Source organism: Psychrobacter sp. AOP5-GZ1-6, assembly GCF_052376345.1.
In the GTDB taxonomy this organism is placed as follows: domain Bacteria; phylum Pseudomonadota; class Gammaproteobacteria; order Pseudomonadales; family Moraxellaceae; genus Psychrobacter.
This window is the reverse complement of the sequence record NZ_JBQSVP010000001.1, coordinates 69,435-89,520: the sequence shown is the minus strand read 5'-3', so window position 1 is coordinate 89,520 and position 20,086 is coordinate 69,435. Positions and strand designations below refer to the sequence as shown.

Here is a 20,086-nt window from a genome sequence, read left to right as displayed (position 1 = left end):
CTATTGATGATGCCAATTATGTCAGATACACCAAATTACGAGTCACATCTTTATCACCATAGCCAGTCTTATGCGCATTTATTTACTGAGCGTCATGCGATGGTTAAGCCGCACACCTATCACCCTTATCAACTTGGTGCCAGTCTCTATATGCCTGCCACTCGTCAAGATATATGGCAAGTCATCAAGCGTGATAAATTACCAACAATCAATAGTATTATTATTTGTTTAGAGGATGCTGTCAGCCATAGTGACGTCGATCTAGCACTTGAGCGCTTACAGTCGCTGCTCGATACATGGGCCATGCATGTCGATACCATCCATAACCCATCGAGAAAAACGGATCTCAAAACGCAACATCCGACTCGACCATTGGTATTTATACGTCCACGCAATCCGATGATGCTACAGCAGCTGGCGGACTATGCTCATATTGAGCTAATTGATGGTTTCGTCATGCCAAAAGTTGATATGTACAGCTTATCCAACTGGCGTATGGCCTGCCAGAACCTCAGCACCGATCAATTATTGATGCCTACGCTTGAAACTGCCGCATTATTCAATCCACACCACAATCAAGAACTCGCCATCGGCTTTAAAGAAGCCTTTAGTCAACCCATACTTGCCCTGCGTATCGGTGGCAATGATTTGTTTGCAGCGCTACGTCTCAGGCGTCCTAAACACAGCATTGTCTATGACACACCCATCGGCACCCTAGCCTATCAGCTACTTGGCTGTTTTGTGCCACATGGCTTTTATCTAACCGCGCCCGTGTTTGAATACTTAGATCAGCCAACGCTGTTTATGCAAGAGCTGACCCGTGATGTAAGCTTAGGGCTGGTCGGAAAAACCGTTATTCACCCGAGCCAAATCGCCTTGGTACAGCAGGCCTATTGTGTGCCACTAAGCATTTTAGATGAGGCACAAGCGATACTTCATAGCGAGGCCAAAGCCGTATTTAAATACAACAACACCATGCTAGAGCCGGCCACGCATCGTGCTTGGGCAACAGAAATAGTGGATCGAGCAAAAGTGTTTGGGATTCTTGATGATAGCAATAACGAATACAGCTCTCGAATGTAGCAAGCACATACGTAACCCTCAACTGAAAAAAGCCTCTATCATCATATGATAGAGGCTCTTAAATTGGATACGGTGTTCTCAATTCAATTGACAGTCATCTAGATGCGCTAAGAACTCACTCATCACTCGATTGACCTGTTCAGGTTCTTCTACTGTCGCTGTATGTCCAGCTCCTTGAATAATCGCAAGTTTAGATCCTGCAATGGCAAAATGCATACGCTCAGCTTTTGGATAAGGTGTCGCCACATCTTCATCACCAACGATGATCAAGGTCGGCGTTATGATATCACCAAGCTGCTCATAAGTTCCTGTACGCTCAATAACACCCATTGTTGCCTTAATAACACCACCCTTACGATTTCCTTGTAACATCGTGATCCACTGTTTGCGCTCAGATTTCCTTAATTTATCTGCCAAAAAGCTACTACCAAACATAATCGGCATTATCTTGTTGCTCACGCGTTTGACACCCAACCAGCGAATGGCTTTGACAAGCTTACGATACTGCGGCACATTTTTAGGATCTTCAGGATCAGCAGACGTCTCTAAAAGAGTAAGTGATAGTAATAAATCAGGACGCTTAAGCGCGATTCTCTGTGCGACAAAACCGCCCATAGATAACCCAACAAAGTGACATTTATCAATATCAAGCGCTGCAAGCAGTCCTAGCGCATCTTCCGTAAGCGTTTCCATATCATAGCCAGACTTGGTGACCTCCGATTGACCTTGTCCTCGAAAATCAAAAGCAATACAGCGATAGTCGCTTTGAAAATACTCGACTTGTTTGTCATACATCTGCGCATTCCACAGCAGACCATGTGCAAATACCATCACAGGCTTTTTTACATCATTTGGCGCACTGTCTTCATAATAAATATCCACATTATTAATTTTGATAGTTGGCATAATCACTTCCTTGTTTTATAGATAGAAGAGGCTCACATATCCCTAAATATTCAAGCAGCTTCATAAATAATCCCCTAACATGGGTTTTAGCATTTTAGCATAGCCTATTAAACTTCAATGTGTCTTGAGCGCCCACAAAACCCACTTTTATAATCATACCAAGCTGCTATAGTTAATGCAGTTTAAAAAATATGCAAAACAACCAAGTGCAGAGGTATATGTGATACTTCAAGCAAGACGCTGTCACTCTTTTCTAGAGAATTGACTATATAGTACTATGTCGTCGATAAGACACCTATAATAACTTATACAAGGATAGATACCATGACGCAGGTTTTTGTCGATTACCATGTCGACCAGCACATTGCCACCATTACCTTCAATGATCCAAAAAGCCTAAATGCTTTTGGCACACCATTAAAAAACGACGTACTAAAAGCACTTGATAATGCCGAAGCCGATGATCAGGTTCGCGTCATTATTTTACAAGGCGCAGGCGGTAATTTTTCCAGTGGTGGCGATATCAAAGAAATGCTGTCCCAAGGCATGGATAAAGACGTTATTTCAAACAAACTAAAAGGTATGGTCGAGGGCGCTGGAGAAGTCAGCTTAAAGTTACGCCACATTCATAAACCTATTATCGCTAAATTAGAAGGCGCGGTGGCTGGCGCAGGTATGAATTTGGCGCTCACTTGTGATTTCCGTATTGCGGCTGATAATGCTAAATTCGTACAGGCCTTTGTCAATATTGGATTGATTCCAGATGCAGGTGGTATCTATCTACTCAATCAGCTCATTGGTGCGGCCAAAACCACTGAACTAGTAATGTTGGGTGACAGGCTCAAAGCTGAAGATATGGCTCGTTTAGACTTAGTCAATAGTGTGGTCAGTGTCGATGAGCTAGACGCTAGTGTACAAGCATTGGCCATGCGATTGAGCCAGCTACCAGGTAAAGCGTTGGCATCTATGAAACACATGCTAAATGTACATGCTTTCACTGGCTTAAATGAAGCGCTAGATATGGAAGTGGAACAGCAGACCATGATGGCAAAGACCGATGACTTTACCGAAGGTGTCACCGCTTTTATAGAAAAGCGTAAGCCCGTTTATCAAGGTAAATAGACTTTCCTAAAATTAGACAAAAAAAACCGACCACATTGAGTGATCGGTTTTTTAATATTTGGTGGAGATGGCGGAAACTAAAATATTCATATAAGTAACTGTTTTTATTAAATATATTATTTGCAACTGTCTGCAAATTCTACCTAGACAGCTAGGCGGTTCAATCGTTCACGACTTCGATTGACCGCTGTATGCAATGCGTTTTTGGGTGATTGTGACTATCGTATTGGTTCAACTGTCTTTAATTACCGTCTTTATTTGGTATCTTATAAGCATCACAACTAGGCTGATATCCATTGTCACAAGATTTGCTATACCACTCTTGTGATTTGATTTTATCTTGCTTCACACCTCTGCCCTCAAAGTACATTAAGCCTAGACTATTTTGAGCTAAAGCATCTCCTTGATTAGCAGCCTTTAAGTACCATTGAGCTGCTTTTACGTCATCCTTACTAACGCCAGCACCTTTTTCGTATATATCACCGATATTATTTTGAGCTCCAGCATCTCCTTGGTTCGCAGCTTTTAAATACCAAGCCATTGCCTGATCATAATCTTGACTAACACCTTTACCGTTATGATACATCCATCCAAGGTTATACTGTGCGTCAGCATATCCTTGATTCGCCGCTAATTGATATAATTCAGCCGCCTTCTGATAATCCTGACTTACGCCTTCGCCGTGAGCGTACATATACCCAAGGTTAAACTGTGCCTGAGCATGTCCTTGGTTGGCAGCCAGTTGGTACCACTCAACCGCCTTCTGATAATCCTGACGTACGCCTTCGCCATGGTAGTACATATACCCAAGGTCGATTTGTGCGATAACCTCTCCTTGGTTCGCAGCCAGTTGGTACCACTCAGCCGCTTTCTGGTAGTCTTGACTTACACCTACGCCACCGTAGAAGTACATGATGGCAAGTTCGAGTTGTGCGCTAGCATCTCCTTGGTTGGCTAGTCGTTGAGTATCATCAAAATCTGACGCCATTACTGATACAGATAGTAGTGCTGCGAATAAAGAAAGAGATAATTTACTTATCAATTTACTCATCAAAGAAGACTTGCGAAACGTCATATTACTTCTCAGTATATAATTTTCTATGAATTTTTTTATTATCTTAAGACAAAAGTTTGTAAATGAGAAGTGGCCTTGTCACATTGCCGTTTTGTCATAGACTATTAGGTTTTTTAGCGTCCACCGTTTGAATAATAACTTCGACTGGTTGCACGTGTGTACAACAAGCATGAGCCATGCGATTGAGCCAGCTACCAGGTAAAGCGTTGGCATCTATGAAACACATGCTAAATGTACATGCTTTCACTGGCCTAAATGAAGCGCTAGATATGGAAGTGGAACAGCAGACCATGATGGCAAAGACCGATGACTTTACCGAAGGTGTCACCGCTTTTATAGAAAAGCGTAAGCCCGTTTATCAAGGTAAATAGACTTTCCTAAAATTAGACAAAAAAAACCGACCACATTGAGTGATCGGTTTTTTAATATTTGGTGGAGATGGCGGGAGTTGAACCCGCGTCCGCCAGCATTACGCTCATGAATCTACATGTTTAGTTTCTGTCTTTAGTTTTAGTCCGCACCGATCCGACAGTCAGGATGGATTGGACGATTCTCTACTTTTGAACCCAAGCGATTGAGACAATCCCTTGTGGCGAACCTATATGCGGACGCTTCAACTGGGCTAACCAACTATAGGTAATCAGCAGCGCAGTAAGCAGGGTTTATGCTGCTAGAGCGTAATTTTCGTCGTTTGCGACTATAACAATATATGTTTAATTTACGAGAGGACATATACTCTCGACATGCATCATTAAGTTTCATTACCAGCGTCGAAGCCAGAACATCCCCAATAAGGTCAGTTATTATATAGTAGGTAGTGGGTAGGTTTCAACCTTTATAAACCCTGTATTACATTACGTTACAGCTCAATTATCTAGGCCAAGACGCCATTTAACCATTGACCGATAGCTTGAATCTGCGGCATACAGACCTGATGCGCCATTGGATAAGTATGATAAGCCACATTATAGCCCTTTTCTGATAGCAGCTGCTGTGCCTGCTCGCCTAACACAGCAGGAACCACCGGATCGTGAGTACCATGCTCAATCAAAATTGGCATATCTTTATTAGCGGTACTATAATCAATATTATCATTGGTTGCCAAGTACGTAGAGAGTGTCATCAAGCCAGCCAAACGCTTTGGATAGCCAAGTGCCACATGATATGCCACTGCCCCGCCCTGCGAAAACCCTGCAATAACAATATGCTCAGGAGCCACGCCGCGCTCAACTTCACGAGCAATTAAATCATTGATTTGTTGAGTAGACCCTTCAATTTGAGCGACATCGATTTTACGCTCAAGGCTCATCTCCAAAATATCGTACCATGCTGGCATGACCATACCGCCATTTACCGTCACGGCACGCTTGGGCGCATGCGGAAAAACAAACCGTACTGCCATGTCTTTAGACAATCCAAGTTGCGGTACCACAGGCTCAAAATCGTGACCACTCGCCCCTAAACCATGTAACCAAATAACAGCTCGGTCTACTGTCTTGTTAGCAGGATTGTGCTCAACGATAACAGCGTCTAAATAGTCAGTCATAACGTATCCTTAATATTGTTTGAATGTTCAACAAAACTTAATTGAAAATAAAATATTTTTGTAACAGTCACTGCTTTGTCATCATTTTTTAAAAATTATCAGTTAACTTAATATATGAATCAATGAACGCAATGTTGTATTTATTTTTTTAACTTTTTGTAGGGACAGTTTACATGACAATGTCAGATAATTCAGTGGCTAGGCTGAATCAAATCAAAAATCCATCCTTTAAAGCATTCAAACAAATTAATATGATCATGGCATTGACTGCCGCTTCTACGCTATCAATGGCCGCAGATGATATACGCACTACCACGTTGACTCAAACGTCCCATCAAACTATTAAACCCTCACTAAAACAGTCACCCAAAACCTTGCCAGCTAAGCCTCAAGCTTATACTTATGGTGTGCGGCCCTTTTATTTGGTCAACGATATGGACGCAGGACCATTAAAAGACGAGCTGATGTCTTGTAGTGCGCAAACGCCTAACAAAACCGACTTTTCTATTGCCCATCGCGGCGCACCTTTACAGCTACCAGAACACACTTATGACAGCTACCTCGCCTCAGCGCAAATGGGCGCTGGCATATTAGAATGCGATGTGGCTTTTACCAACGATGGCGAGCTGGTCTGTCGCCACGCACAAGACGATCTGCATACCACTACGAATATTCTTGCCACACCGCTCGCCGAACAGTGCACCGTACCACCTATCATAGATGCCAATGGTGTACTGACCAATGCCGACAGTATTGAATGCCGCACCTCAGACATTAGTGTCAATGAATTTAAGACCCTGACAGGGAAAATGGATGCCGCAGATAAAACCGCCACTAACCTAAACGACTATATGAATGCAACGGCTGCATGGCGAACCGATTTATATTCACAAAATGGTCAAGTGCTCACATTAAAAGAACATATTCAGCTTGCCCAAAGCCTCGGTATGAAACACACGCCAGAGCTAAAATCACCAGCAGTTACCATGCCATTTAACGGCTATAGCGTAGATGCTTATCGTCAACAGTTGATTGACACTTACAAAGACGCAGGCGTGGCTGCCAGTGACGTGTTTGCGCAGTCGTTTAATATTGAAGATGTCGATTACTGGATTAAACATGAGCCTGATTTTGGTGCGAATGCCATTTACCTAATCGACGATAGCAACGAGACCGCAACTGGCAAAACCTTTGATAACAATGACCCTACTACATGGAAACACTCACTCACCAATATCAAAGCACGTGGTATTAAAACCATCGCCCCGCCACCTTGGATATTGGTCACCACTGACGCGACAGGTAAAATGATACCGTCCGCTTATGCCAAACAAGCCAAAGCGCTTAATTTGGATATTGTTACTTGGTCACTAGAGCGCTCAGAGCCTTTAGCGACAGGCGGCGGTTGGTATTATACTGATTTGGACAAGGCGATTAATAACGATGGCGATATGATGACTTATATCGATGTGTTGGCACAAGACGTTGGGGTAAAAGGTATTTTTTCTGACTGGCCAGCAACTGTTACCTACTATGCAAACTGTAAGGGCTTGAGCTAATAACGGCTTAACTCTTTCTATCGAGATCGGTTGATTAATCTCAAATCATCTCTGTTTATTATTGGCAAGGTCAACCAAGTCGCCACTTGGTTGACCTTTTTTATACCACAAAGGCAATCAAACGCTTATTTTTCCATAAACTTTCCATGGCTTTTGATAAGCATTATCAAAATGCCTTGGGACTTTTGTGCTAGGATAATCTCAACAACTTTAGGGCCCTTTTTATCACGCCTACATACAAACTGTATTCAACAGAGTCGGCACTGACAATATTTGTGCGATGATGGTTGATTGATGAATTGAGATGCTTGATTAATGAATTAATGAACCAACCGCCGCGTCAAATACGCCACTTTTTACACATTTTTATTAAATAAGTATACCGTCATGACTCATATTTTATTGGTAGAAGATGATCCCGCTATCGCGATGTCGCTCAAAGTCACCTGCAAGCGAGAGGGTTGGCAGATTACTTGGCTAGACAATGCCAGCAGTGTACTACCGATGTTACACAGCGAAGAGGCAAAAACGCTATCGGCCATTATCTTGGACGTAGGATTGCCTGATGGCGATGGTTTAAGCCTATGTCAGCAAATACGTCATACCTCTGATATAGACGATTTAAAAGATCTACCAATCGTGTTTTTGACCGCTCGTAGTGATGAGGTGGATCGCATCTTAGGGTTAGAGATGGGCGGCGATGATTACTGCGCCAAACCCTTTAGTCCACGAGAGTTGGTCGCACGCCTAAAAGCCATTTGGCGACGTGAGCAATTGCTGTCTCAACAGTCAGCCATGCAGGCCACATCGACAGAAGATATCGCAAACGACAACGCTACCCATAATATGTCGGGTCAAGCGTTAACCTTTGAGTGTCAATCTGGTGTTTGGCACTATCAACCGCTCAATTACTCGTTAATGTGGCAAGAGCAAAAGCTTGAGCTGAGTAATACCGAGCGCAAAATCTTATTGACCTTATTACAAGCACCCAATCAGGTATTCAGTCGCGAGCAGTTGCTAAATGCCGTCAGTGATTATCCTGATCATCGTCTGGCTCGAACGATAGACAGTCATATTAAGGCGATTCGTAAGCAATTGGCGACTGTCGATGCTAGCACTGATGTGATTCATACACATCGCGGGCTAGGTTATGCGTTGTGCCCTGCTTAGCGCTCTATAACTACCAACTGTACTGATAACTATATGAGTCATAAAACAAATAAAATTGATGATGATAGCGCGAAAAACCGCTCTACTCATCATACTCATGCCAGCCAAAGCAATTGGTATGCAAAGCTACATCCCATCGGCACGGTACAGCAAACAACTGAGCCAAAAAAACTGCTGAATTTAAGTATATTTTTTAGAATATGGTTGGCCGTTGCCTTAGTACTGAGCATTTGTGGTGTGGCCGCGTTTACGCAACTGTTTGGTTATGTCAAACCAACAGCGCAGCAAGTCATCGAAGATACCTTGTTAGATACCAGCAAACTACTTGCAGCAAGTCTACAAGTACCATTAGCTTCAGGGCAGCTATATGATGAGGACTATCAGGAAAGGCTTGATACCGTATTTATCGGCACGCCAGTAACGAGTAAAATCAGAGAGCCAAAGTATAAAAGTAAAAACCATAGTAGCTTTCGGATATATGTAACGGACCAGACAGGCATGGTCATATATGACTCTTTGCCTGAGCCCGATAATGACGAAGGACAAGATTACAGCCGCTGGAACGATGTATACCTGACCCTAAAAGGTCAATATGGCGCAAGAAGCACGACACAAGATCGTTATCAGCGCGATGGTACGATTATGTATGTGGCACAGCCGATAAAAGATGAAACTGACAACCTAATTGGCATTGTCAGTGTCGGTAAGCCTGTCGCTAGCGTATTGCCATATTTGGATGACACGCGCAATCGCATGCTCGTTACCGCGCTGTTTATGAGTATTGCTGCTCTTATTTTGGCAGGACTGGTAGCATGGTGGCTCAAGCAAAGCATCACACTCGTGACTCAATATACAGGTGCACTGGCTGAAGACACCAAAAAGCCCTATTTTTATTTAGGTCATGAACTCAACAGCCTCACAGATACCATTGAATCGATGAAACACCGATTAGAAAACCGAGCGTATGTCACTGACTACGTCCATACCCTCACCCATGAGCTTAAAAGCCCCTTAACGGCCATTCGTGCCAGTGGCGAACTATTAGAAGATGACGGAGTTGATAATAGCCTGCTTGATAATACAGACCGGCAGATGCTCATCGAAACCATTGGCGAACAAAGCGTCAAAATGCAGCAATTAATTGATCGACTACTCTTGCTTGCCAAGGTTGAGCAGCCCAGTTTTAAGCTAAATCGGCAATTAACACCTCTATTACCTGTGTTACAAACGCTCAAAAAAGACAATGCCGCTAAATTACAACAGCAACAACTACCGCCGATCGATATCTATGTTAATGATATATTATTGACTGATAAAACCGACTTATCACCAGAATCATTAGCAAACACCCACGTATTTGCAGATCAATTTTGGTTGGTACAGGTATTGCAGAATATATTGGACAACGCCATTTATTTCGCCAAAAACACAGTCACTATTCGGCTGTATAGTCATGTACATACCCTAAACATTGATATTTTTAACGATGGTAAGTTACTACCTGATTATGCGGTTGATAAAGCATTTGACCGTTATTTTAGCCTCTCGCATCAAAGCCAATCTGCCATGCATTCAGACGAGTCCTCCAAAGTAGCGACCCCACAGGCACAGGTACAGCCGCATGCAACGAGCAACACTCTCAAAAAAGGCACTGGCCTTGGTTTGACTTTAGTAAAACAAGTTATTGAACATCATGGAGGTCAGGTCTCGATTAACAATATTAATAGTAATGAAGACGCTAAAAATGACGGGGCTAATGCTACTAAACACCCGCATTCTGGCGTAATGGTAAGTATTACCTTACCTTTGGCGAAAGCATAAAATACAGACCCACGCGTCCTGTACTTTAACGACAGTTCATACATTTTCCATCACTCCTGCATAGGTTTTCTATCTGTTTGTCTTACGATAGCGTTATTCAAATTCGTAATCACCATTAAAGGTAGAAAACCTATGCAACCATCATCTATTGAAAACCTGCCAATCAAAAACCAGTTTATTGAAAGCCGTTTGATTGAGAACGATTTGATTGAGAGCCTACTGGGTCATAGCCGTCATCATTGTGCACAGGCTTTATCCAATCAAGGCATCAATAGTATTGAATTTGGGCATTGGCTCGCCATCCCTAGTCAGCAGCTATTATTGGTATTTCGCCATCAACGCTGTGTGGCAGTTGATGCTTATCAAATAGCGGCCTAAGCATTTACTCACTGCGCCCGACCTTTTAATCATCCACAAAAAAGCCCTATGTTCGCTCTAATTATTTCTAATGAGCGCAAACATAGGGCTTTATCAGTTACTTTACGATCAAAATACTGGTATTGGTATTGATATGAAGACTATGTAATCGATTCAACTGGCTGCTCGACATCAGCATTTTGACCGCGGTGACGTAGGTAATGATCGAGCAACACAATCGCTAGCATGGCTTCTGCGATAGGCGTGGCACGCACACCAACACACGGATCATGACGACCTTTGGTCAGCATATCGATTGACTCACCTTGCGTATTGATACTCTTGCCAGCCGTGGTAATGCTAGAAGTTGGCTTGAGGGCGATACTGACACGAATGTCTTGCCCTGATGAGATACCGCCTAATATACCGCCAGCATGATTGGCAGTGAAACCGTCTGGTGTCAGCTCGTCTCGGGCGCTATGACCGAACTGTCCAGCCACCGCCATACCATCACCAACCTCAACACCTTTAACAGCATTGATACTCATCATGGCATGGGCAATATCAGCATCCAAGCGATCAAACACTGGCTCACCGAGCCCCACTGGCACACCGCTGGCGATAACTTCCAGACGCGCGCCGCAGCTGGTACCTTCACGGCGCAGGCTGTCTATCAAGGTTTCAAAACGGCTCACGGCTTCTTTGTCAGCACAAAAAAACGGATTGCTATTCACAAAGTTCCAATCAATTTGACTCGCGTCTGTTACCTTACTATATTCATTGCCAATCTGCGTCACATGCCCACGAACTTGCACACCCAGTCGGTCTTGTAAGTATTTTTTGGCAATCGCACCAGCCGCGACTCGCATCGCTGTTTCGCGTGCTGATGAACGACCACCGCCGCGATAATCACGAAAACCATACTTCATACTATAAGTGTAATCGGCATGACCCGGACGAAAAGTATCTTTAATCTCGCTATAGTCTTTTGATTTTTGATTGGTGTTTCGAATCAATAAACCAATCGATGTGCCCGTCGTTTTACCTTCAAACACACCAGAGATAATTTCCACTTCATCAGACTCACGGCGCTGGGTAGAATACTTGGACGTCCCCGGCTTACGGCGATCCAAATCTATCTGCAAATCATCTGCAGATAATATCAATCCTGGTGGTACGCCATCAACGATTGCCATAAGACCTGAACCATGCGATTCACCGCACGTGGTAACCGTAAAAACCTGCCCAATACTATTGCCTGCCATAACTATCCTTAAACCAGTAAACGCTACTGATGACTATTTAACCAACCGATTGTGATTTTGATACTGCTTATATTGAACTATTGAATGCTGTCTAAGAGCTGAACATAAGCGGCAAATAGCTGACGATGTGACACAAGCTCATCATAAGTAATCGCAAAGACACCATGACCGCCATGAGCAAACTTGAGCCAGTCAAACTGAATTTCAGGATAGGCTTGCTTTAATGCCCATTCGCTATCGCCCACTTCACAGATAAGCAAGCCGTCTGGGCTTAGATAATCTGGTGCTTCAAACAAGATACGATGTACCAAATCTAAGCCATCTTGACCCGCTGCTAGCGCATGCTCAGGCTCATATAAAAACTCAGGTGGCAAATCAGCCATAATCGCTGCATCAACATACGGCGGATTGGTCACAATAAGCTCATATTGGTTTTCAGTCGGAATCTTAGCAAACAAATCTGACTCAATCACATTGACTTGATGACCAAGATCATGGTGGTCGACATTGACCATGGCCACTTCGAGCGCGCCTTTATCGATATCAACAGCATCCACTAAGGCATCGACGAAGCGAGTCGCAAGGGCAATAGCAATACAGCCAGAACCTGTACACATATCCAAAACACGCTCAGGCTGCGACAGTTGCTTTACGTCTAAACCATGATCATAAAACACTGCGCCTTGCTCATTAGGATTGCTCCCTAACGGCTTAGCCAACTCAGTCACCTCAAAGTAAGGATGAAACTGCTGACGTATCAGTTCTGCTATCGGTGAGCGCGGAATCAACACACGCTCATCCACATAGAAAGGCAAATCGCAGAAATAGGATAAGTTAATCAAGTAACTGAGTGGCTTACGCTCTGCGATACGCTCTTCTAACAGACTAAGCACCAGCTGTTTTTCTGATGTGGTCAAACGACAATCAAGAATTTGCTCATTTGCAGACCAGTCTAGCGATAAGGAATGTAATACAATCGCAGAGGCCTCAGCGAACTCATCTGTCGTGCCTTGTGCAACGACCACATCGTAATTACGCAACTGAGTCACAGAAAAACGGATGAAATCACGAATACTAACGAGCTGCTCACGCGCTTCTTCTAACTCGGCGTGTAAATTAGCAAACTGATCGTCTTCACCTAAGAGTCCAGTTTCTAAATCGAATGACATATTATCTTCTGAACCTTCAGATTCATTGTCATTGAAGTACTGATTTTGAAACTCTTCTGCGCTCATTGTTTGGTCTTCTGACATATCATACCTTGCTGATTACATGGTCGTTGACTACATGTGGGTGAGTTAAATTGCTTGCTGTTAAAAATCGATTTATTCACTAGGCGTGTGAATGTAAACCTAGTCTTATATTATAGACATAAACGCTAGGCAGCGCCAACACTTGCGCTTTTGTGCCTATAGAAATAATGCGAAAGATAACAAACCTTTATAAGGTAATTGGGTCTTGAGCTGTATATACTCTCGTTAAGATATTACCCAACTGTAGTGAATACGTCAGCAGTTGACGTTTAGCAAGCATTAAGTGAAAAAAGATGTGTCTAAAGTTTGCGAAGCATCTAAAGTTTGCGCATAATAGCTGCATTAGCACAAACTACAAGTGATTTAACATGATGAAAATAAAACCTATTGTTACCGCGCTATCTATCGCTATTGTGAGCGCTAGTGCGATTGCCGCCACTACTGACAGTACTCGCACATTGCCAGTACGTACAGCCGACTCACTCGCCAAAAAAGTTAGCCTCGATGTGCAAGAAAATCGTAGCAACTCACTAGGTAGCGGTTCGTCAGCTGATAGTATGACGCAATTAATCGATTCAAAAAAAGACACAGAATCAGCCGCTGCAGATAATATGAGTGCTGTAGAGCTGACACGTAAAGATGAACAAGCTGATCGTAATGACGATATTACCGAAGGTCAAGCTGTTGCAGCGCCTAGCGATATATCATCGATCGATTCATCTGACCCACTCTCTTTCGAATTACCTGAGAGTGAAAAACGTCAAGATTTTAGCAACGATCCAACCATCAAAAATATCGAAAGTAAGAATGGTAAGAGATACACCACGCTTAACTTGTCAAACTATGCCAAACAAGTCAATGAGTCAGTTTGGTCGCCGAATATGAAAGTCAACTCAGCCATGACGATTAAGATGCAGGCGTTACTCGACTGGAACCATGCATCTCCTGGTCCTATCGATGGTGGCTGGGGTATGAATAGTAAGAAAGCCCTTACCAATTTTCAGAAGATGAAAGGTTTGTCAGCAACTGGCAAAATGGATCAAAAAACATGGAATGCCTTGATTAAAGACATTCCAGCCAACAAACCTGTATTGGTTACTTATACCTTGACGCAAGAAGATCTTAATACAAACTTTGCAACCACCCCTTCTGGCTCAGAAGCCAAGTCAAAAATGAAAGGGTTGTATTATCAAGACATCAAAGAGATGCTCGGCGAACGTTTCCACATGGATGTGCGCTACTTAGATAAGCTCAATAAAAACAAAACGTATAAAGTTGGTGAAACCATTACCGTACTGAACACTCGTGGCGAGCTAAACCAACGCATCAACCGTATCGTTGCCAATAAGGCAGACAAAACACTGTATGCCTATAACGGTGATAAGCTGGTCGCTACCTATCCGACCACCGTTGGTAGTGATGCTACACCGTCACCAAAAGGTACGTTTAAAATCATCAATAAGGTAAAAATGCCTTGGTATAAATCTACTGTCGGTAAAGGTGCCCAAAAGAAAATTCATATGATTGCACCAGGACCAAATAACCCAGTAGGCGTCGTATGGATGGGACTGTCTAAACCTTCTTATGGTTTGCATGGTTCACCAGTACCTGAAGGCATCAGCCGCCAAGGCTCAGCAGGTTGTGTTCGTTTGACCAACTGGGATGTACTAGAGGTTTATGCCAATGTTGAAAACGGAGCCACTGTCGAGCTCAAATAGTTTTCCACCGTAATTACCAAAAAAGACCTTGATATATATCGAGGTCTTTTTTATGTCTAAATACAAAGTCATGTTGAACAGGCGCAAGCTTTCTTACGCTTCATAACCTTCTTCATTTCCAGTAATACTACTAATTTTTTTGGTAAAAAATAACCCTGCTGGGATAGAAAACACAATCCCAATGGCAACGGCTATTTGAATATGATGTATTTCATTAAAACCCGTTACTAAAGCGCCAATCATAAACATACCGACAGTTACCGTGGCTGCCATTGAATAGATGACAGAAAATAATGGCCAGTTCATAAGATATTCCTTACTTTTATTGTGGATATAATACATTTATACATTAATCCCATATTAAAAGTAAGTATTTAATATGACCCTAGATAGCAGCCATAAAAGATGAATAAAAAATAAACCCATGCTATTATTAAGGTTTTAATTTTTAGTGCTGCTAAGCTAGCAAAAACCACTTATGCAGTGGTTACCGCTCCACAAGCAATATATATCCTCAGCCGCAAAAAACTCATACATCTTTATCTGTTTATCATTACAATAATAACTTTCTTTTATTCTTTAGAAAGCTACCTGCCATGACACCTTCTGAAAAAGACCCCATTAACGACTCTGTCATCTCAGAGGAAACACTAGACGATACTCATACGCCAAATGAACAAAATGTCTCGGTTAATGCTGCAGAGCCTAACTTAAATCATTCCGAAAACCTTGATGAGGATGAGAATGAATTCGGCGAAGATGTGTCAGGTGCCCAGCCACCTGAATCCAAAGTTGTCATAGAATCACTCAGCGAGGATGTAGCCGTGGCGTCTTTAGAGCCCTCTGACAACACTACACCTGAATCAGAGACATCTGATCTTGAAACTCAAACATCTACTGACAGTACAGACCTTAAATCACCACATGAGACCGATAATACAAGCAACACCTCAGAAACTACCAAAACCTCAGAAACTACCGAAAACTTAGAAAGCACCAAGTCAAATGAGCAAACCTCTCACGATGAGGCAGATGCTAAAGTAACTGCTAAAACAGAAAATATCCATCATTTAGAAGAAGGCCAAGGTGCCACCGATACACAACCTAATGATTCAGTAGCAGCCACAACGCCATTTTCTGATCGTAATGTAAACACAAACACGTCAGAAAACAAGATTGAAGAGAATCAAAAAAAAGAAACAGTAGAAGATGATCTGGATCAAGAAAACGAGAGTAGCGAACAGGAAGAAGAGGTCAAAGAAGAAAAAGAAGCCAAACTTGAGTCTTATAAGCAATTTGTCGCTGAGCAATTTAGTAATCAAAAAGTAGACTACCCCGAAGTACGAGTCAGAATTGAAGCCAATGCACTGCCCAGCCGAATGTATTTCATTATGAATATACTTTCAGCCATTATTGCCAGTTATGGACTGGTGACCAACTCGGCAGCTGTCGTCATTGGAGCCATGCTCGTTGCTATGATGCTAGGCCCAATTACTGGCGTAGCATTGGCCATTATTGATCATCGTATGCCGCTACTGCGTAGGTCACTTATCACTATGCTAATAGGTGTATCGTTAGTCGTATTCGTCGGCTTTATCGTAGGATGGTTACACAAAGATCAGCCTTTGACGACAGAGATACTGTCGCGTACTCAGCCAACATCCATGGATTTAATGATTGCTCTAGCGGGTGGTACTGCAGGTGCCTATGCGATGGTATCACCGCACCTCTCGGTTGCCGTTGTGGGCGTAGCTGTTGCCACAGCATTGGTACCGCCGCTTGCAGCTAGTGGTATTTTATTTGCTAACGGTGAAGTACAGCTCGGGCTTGGTGCTTTTCTACTAGCAATCACCAACATTATTGCCATTCAATTTACCAATGCGCTTGTCTTATGGGTTTTAGGATTTCGTCGTTTGGTTGATGATGACTACAAATCCAACACCTACTTAACTTTTTTGCGGCGCAATGCCGTGACGTTAATATTGTTAGGCGTATTAGGCACTTACTTGTCAATCAACTTACAGAGCAATGCTAAACAGCAGAAGTTTGAGAGTAGTGTAAAAGAGTCTATTAATAGCTACTTTATTGATAAAGGTAATGTGCTGACCAATACACAATTTGATACCGTAGATGAACATCAAGTGGTACGAGCAGTCATCCGTGGTGAGACAACACCTAGCTCATACGATGTACGTCAGATTGAGTCTATTATTGCTCAAGATATGGCCAACAGTTTCCCTAACTATTTACCCATTAAACTACAGCTGCGCTACTTCCCAGTACAAGTCATAGAGTCCAATCCACTGGTAAAAGATAAGTTAGATGAAACCGATGCAGCGATTTTAGCCAATTAGGGCATGTCCTAATCAATAGCTATTTAACTGAGCTATAAATGGCTAAATGTACATAATAACCCTGCAGTTGTAACTCTTGTACCAAGAGCTTGGAGGTTTGTGCTAAAATCGCTTGCAAAATTATTTTTTCACCTATCCAACTCTATCCGTCAGTAAGGAGCCGCTGTGAGCCAGCCATTTCGCTCAGCCGATATTCGCCAAGCCTTTATCGATTTTTTTATAAGCAAGCAGCACACCCAAGTTTCATCATCTAGTCTGATTCCACACAACGACCCGACATTACTATTTACTAATGCCGGTATGAATCAGTTTAAAGAAACTTTTTTGGGTATGGAACCACGTGACTATACACGTGCTGTGACCTCGCAAAAATGTGTGCGTGCAGGCGGCAAGCACAACGATTTAGACAATGTTGGCTACACCGCGCGTCATCATACTTTTTTTGAAATGCTTGGTAACTTCTCGTTTGGTGATTATTTCAAGCAAGCGGGCATCGAATACATCTGGGAGTTTCTGACTTCAGATGAATGGCTAGCGATCGATAAAGACCGTTTATATGTCACTATTTATGAAACTGATGACGAAGCCTTTGATATCTGGAATAAAAACATCGGCATTCCAAGTGAACGCATCATTCGTATTGGTGATAATAAGGGTGCGCCTTACGCGTCAGACAATTTTTGGACGATGGGTGACACCGGTCCTTGTGGTCCTTGTACTGAAGTTTTTTATGACCATGGTGCCGATGTTGAAGGCGGCTTACCTGGCACACCTGAAGAAGATGGCGACCGCTTTATTGAGATTTGGAACTGTGTATTTATGCAGTTCAATCGTCAAAAGGACGGTACATTACTACCGCTGCCAGCACCAAGTGTCGATACAGGGATGGGGCTCGAGCGTATCAGTGCTATCATGCAGGGCGTTCATGGCAACTATGAGATAGATTTGTTTGTCCATTTGATGGATGCAGCAGCTGAGATTTTAGAGATTACCAATGAGCAGCAGTCATCGCTAAAAGTGATCGCTGATCACATTCGTGCCGTTGCATTTTTAATTGCTGATGGTGTCACGCCAAGTAACGAAGGCCGTGGTTATGTACTACGCCGTGTGATTCGCCGTGCAGTACGCCATGGTAACAAACTAGGTGCGGACAGTGAGTTTTTCTACAAGATGGTTGCGCCGCTAGTCGCTGAAATGGCAGTAGCCTACCCTGAGCTAAAAGATAAGCAAAGCATCATCGAAAACGCTATTCAAAAAGAAGAAGCACAGTTTGCCAAAACGCTCGCGCAAGGTTTGCGCTTGCTTGCCACTGAACTTGAAGGCTTACAAGATGGTGATACCTTATCTGGTGAAGCAGCTTTCAAGCTGTATGACACTTATGGCTTTCCGCTTGATTTGACCGCTGATATTACTCGTGAGCGTGGCATCGTGATTGACGAAGCTGAGTTCGATGAGCATATGCAAGCACAACGTGAACGCGCACGCGATGCCGGTAAATTCGATGTTGATTATAGCAGTGTTATTCAAGTAGAGACGCCGACGAGCTTTATTGGTTACGAGCAACTTGAAGAAACAGGCGTAACCATTGATGCGCTTTATCAAGATGGCAACCCAGCTGACAGCTTAGCAGAAGGAATGGAAGGTGTTGTGGTACTTGACCGTACACCCTTCTATGCCGAAGGTGGTGGTCAAGTTGGTGAATTGGGTGAGATTCGTACTGAATCAGGCGTCTTTGAAGTCCAAGACACCAAAAAATCTGGTCAAGCAATTATCCATCATGGTGTGGTCACCATGGGTGAGATTACGACCAAGCAAACAGCAGAGGCGCAAGTGCTCTCTAGCATTCGTGCTGCCAGTGCTAAAAACCACTCGGCCACTCACCTATTGCATGCCGCGCTAAGAGAAGTGTTGGGTGATACGGTATCGCAAAAAGGTTCACTGGTCTCAAGCGACGTACTACGTTTTGACTTTGCTTACGACAAGCCCGTTAGTCCTGCTGAAATCAGCCGTATCGAACACTTAGTCAATGAACAAATTCAAGCCAACACTCCTACTCGTATCGAGCACATGTCTATTGATGAAGCCATGAATCAAGGCGCGATGGCACTGTTTGGTGAAAAGTATGGTAGTGAAGTTCGTGTCCTTACCATGGGTACAGACAGCATCGTAGACGGTCAACGCAAGCCTTTCTCTATTGAGTTGTGCGGTGGCCTGCATGTACAGCGCACTGGTGATATTGGCGTACTAAAAATCACTAGCGAATCAGGTATTGCCGCTGGTATTCGCCGTATTGAAGCCGTCACTGGTATGAATGCGATCAAGAATATTCAGCAAGGTGAACAGCAATTGAGCGAGCTTGCCAGTCAGCTGAAAGTAAAACGCCCTGATGTGGCTCAGCGTGTACGCACCATGGCGGATAAGCAACGTGATCTAGAAAAACAACTAGAGCGCTTACAACAAAAAATAGCCAGCGCTCAAGCTGCTAACTTACTCGATGACGTGCAAACTATTGCAGATACGCCAGTACTTATCAGTACATTAAGCGGTATCGATGGCAAATCTATCCGTACCCTAATGGATGACATCAAGTCGAAACTTCCAGATAGTGTGATTGTATTGATTGGCGATAAAGATGATCAGCTTGCACTAGCAGCCAGTGTGGCTAAGTCTGTCACGACCAAAATCAAAGCAGGTGATATCATTCGTCACTTGGCAAGTGAACTGGGCGGTAAAGGTGGCGGTAAGCCTGACTATGCACAGGGGGGCGCACCAAAATCGGCCGATACTAACGCTGTTGTTAATGCCCTACCTGCTTGGATTGAAGCTCAGCTTGGCTAATACCGAATCTGATTATACT

General features: G+C 43.3%; 16 protein-coding genes and 1 other RNA gene. 10 read left to right on the top strand and 7 right to left on the bottom strand.

Features of this window, described 5'->3' with window-relative positions; all coding sequences use genetic code 11:
* The first annotated feature begins 18 nt into the window (after nt 1-18).
* Complete coding sequence (locus ACT3RN_RS00410) at nt 19-1,083, top strand: HpcH/HpaI aldolase/citrate lyase family protein (protein WP_442062764.1); 1,065 nt, start codon at nt 19-21, stop codon at nt 1,081-1,083.
* Nucleotides 1,084-1,161: 78 nt separating this feature from the next.
* Here the strand turns inward: ACT3RN_RS00410 and ACT3RN_RS00405 are convergent, their stop codons facing one another.
* Complete coding sequence (locus ACT3RN_RS00405; RefSeq protein ID WP_442062766.1) at nt 1,162-1,989, bottom strand: alpha/beta fold hydrolase; 828 nt, start codon at nt 1,987-1,989, stop codon at nt 1,162-1,164.
* A gap of 324 nt (nt 1,990-2,313) precedes the next feature.
* Between ACT3RN_RS00405 and ACT3RN_RS00400 the strand changes: the two genes are divergently transcribed.
* Nucleotides 2,314-3,111, top strand: a complete 798-nt coding sequence (locus ACT3RN_RS00400) for an enoyl-CoA hydratase/isomerase family protein (protein ID WP_442073054.1) — start codon at nt 2,314-2,316, stop codon at nt 3,109-3,111.
* 241 nt (nt 3,112-3,352) lie between these two features.
* On the opposite strand, the gene ACT3RN_RS00395 is transcribed toward ACT3RN_RS00400, so the two are convergent.
* Nucleotides 3,353-4,186 carry a tetratricopeptide repeat protein gene (locus tag ACT3RN_RS00395; protein ID WP_442061887.1) on the bottom strand — a complete coding sequence of 278 codons (834 nt, stop codon included), beginning with the start codon at nt 4,184-4,186 and terminating at the stop codon, nt 3,353-3,355.
* Between the two features lie 176 nt (nt 4,187-4,362).
* Between ACT3RN_RS00395 and ACT3RN_RS00390 the strand changes: the two genes are divergently transcribed.
* Complete coding sequence (locus tag ACT3RN_RS00390; RefSeq protein ID WP_442061890.1) at nt 4,363-4,557, top strand: hypothetical protein; 195 nt, start codon at nt 4,363-4,365, stop codon at nt 4,555-4,557.
* A gap of 59 nt (nt 4,558-4,616) precedes the next feature.
* Here the strand turns inward: ACT3RN_RS00390 and ssrA are convergent.
* Nucleotides 4,617-4,975, bottom strand: a transfer-messenger RNA (tmRNA) gene (gene ssrA / locus ACT3RN_RS00385).
* 85 nt (nt 4,976-5,060) lie between these two features.
* Nucleotides 5,061-5,732: an alpha/beta hydrolase gene (locus ACT3RN_RS00380; protein ID WP_442061893.1), complete on the bottom strand. Its 672-nt coding sequence runs from the start codon at nt 5,730-5,732 to the stop codon at nt 5,061-5,063.
* A gap of 173 nt (nt 5,733-5,905) precedes the next feature.
* Between ACT3RN_RS00380 and ACT3RN_RS00375 the strand changes: the two genes are divergently transcribed.
* The 4 genes from ACT3RN_RS00375 to ACT3RN_RS00360 all read left to right on the top strand — a co-directional run bounded on the left by ACT3RN_RS00375 (nt 5,906) and on the right by ACT3RN_RS00360 (nt 10,660).
* Complete coding sequence (locus ACT3RN_RS00375; protein WP_442061895.1) at nt 5,906-7,291, top strand: glycerophosphodiester phosphodiesterase family protein; 1,386 nt, start codon at nt 5,906-5,908, stop codon at nt 7,289-7,291.
* Between the two features lie 387 nt (nt 7,292-7,678).
* Nucleotides 7,679-8,461, top strand: coding sequence for a response regulator (locus ACT3RN_RS00370; protein ID WP_442061898.1), 783 nt, complete (start codon nt 7,679-7,681; stop codon nt 8,459-8,461).
* A 33-nt stretch (nt 8,462-8,494) separates the two neighbouring features.
* Nucleotides 8,495-10,282: a two-component system sensor histidine kinase CreC gene (creC, locus tag ACT3RN_RS00365; RefSeq protein WP_442061901.1), complete on the top strand. Its 1,788-nt coding sequence runs from the start codon at nt 8,495-8,497 to the stop codon at nt 10,280-10,282.
* Nucleotides 10,283-10,414: 132 nt separating this feature from the next.
* On the top strand, nt 10,415-10,660 hold the full coding sequence (locus ACT3RN_RS00360) for a hypothetical protein (RefSeq protein ID WP_442061904.1): 246 nt from the start codon (nt 10,415-10,417) through the stop codon (nt 10,658-10,660).
* Between the two features lie 140 nt (nt 10,661-10,800).
* On the opposite strand, the gene aroC is transcribed toward ACT3RN_RS00360, so the two are convergent.
* Together aroC and prmB are read right to left on the bottom strand one after the other, a co-directional pair.
* On the bottom strand, nt 10,801-11,904 hold the full coding sequence (gene aroC / locus ACT3RN_RS00355) for a chorismate synthase (protein WP_192519503.1): 1,104 nt from the start codon (nt 11,902-11,904) through the stop codon (nt 10,801-10,803).
* Between the two features lie 77 nt (nt 11,905-11,981).
* Nucleotides 11,982-13,157, bottom strand: a complete 1,176-nt coding sequence (prmB, locus tag ACT3RN_RS00350; protein WP_192519504.1) for a 50S ribosomal protein L3 N(5)-glutamine methyltransferase — start codon at nt 13,155-13,157, stop codon at nt 11,982-11,984.
* Nucleotides 13,158-13,525: 368 nt separating this feature from the next.
* On the opposite strand from prmB, the gene ACT3RN_RS00345 reads away from it, so the two are divergent.
* Nucleotides 13,526-14,875, top strand: coding sequence for a L,D-transpeptidase family protein (locus ACT3RN_RS00345; protein WP_442061907.1), 1,350 nt, complete (start codon nt 13,526-13,528; stop codon nt 14,873-14,875).
* A gap of 93 nt (nt 14,876-14,968) precedes the next feature.
* On the opposite strand, the gene ACT3RN_RS00340 is transcribed toward ACT3RN_RS00345, so the two are convergent.
* Entirely contained in the window at nt 14,969-15,181 is a 213-nt protein-coding gene (locus tag ACT3RN_RS00340) for a hypothetical protein (RefSeq protein WP_192519506.1), read from the bottom strand.
* 290 nt (nt 15,182-15,471) lie between these two features.
* On the opposite strand from ACT3RN_RS00340, the gene ACT3RN_RS00335 reads away from it, so the two are divergent.
* Nucleotides 15,472-17,229, top strand: coding sequence for a DUF389 domain-containing protein (locus tag ACT3RN_RS00335; protein ID WP_442439967.1), 1,758 nt, complete (start codon nt 15,472-15,474; stop codon nt 17,227-17,229).
* A 165-nt stretch (nt 17,230-17,394) separates the two neighbouring features.
* Complete coding sequence (alaS, locus tag ACT3RN_RS00330) at nt 17,395-20,067, top strand: alanine--tRNA ligase (RefSeq protein ID WP_192519508.1); 2,673 nt, start codon at nt 17,395-17,397, stop codon at nt 20,065-20,067.
* Nucleotides 20,068-20,086: the final 19 nt, after the last annotated feature.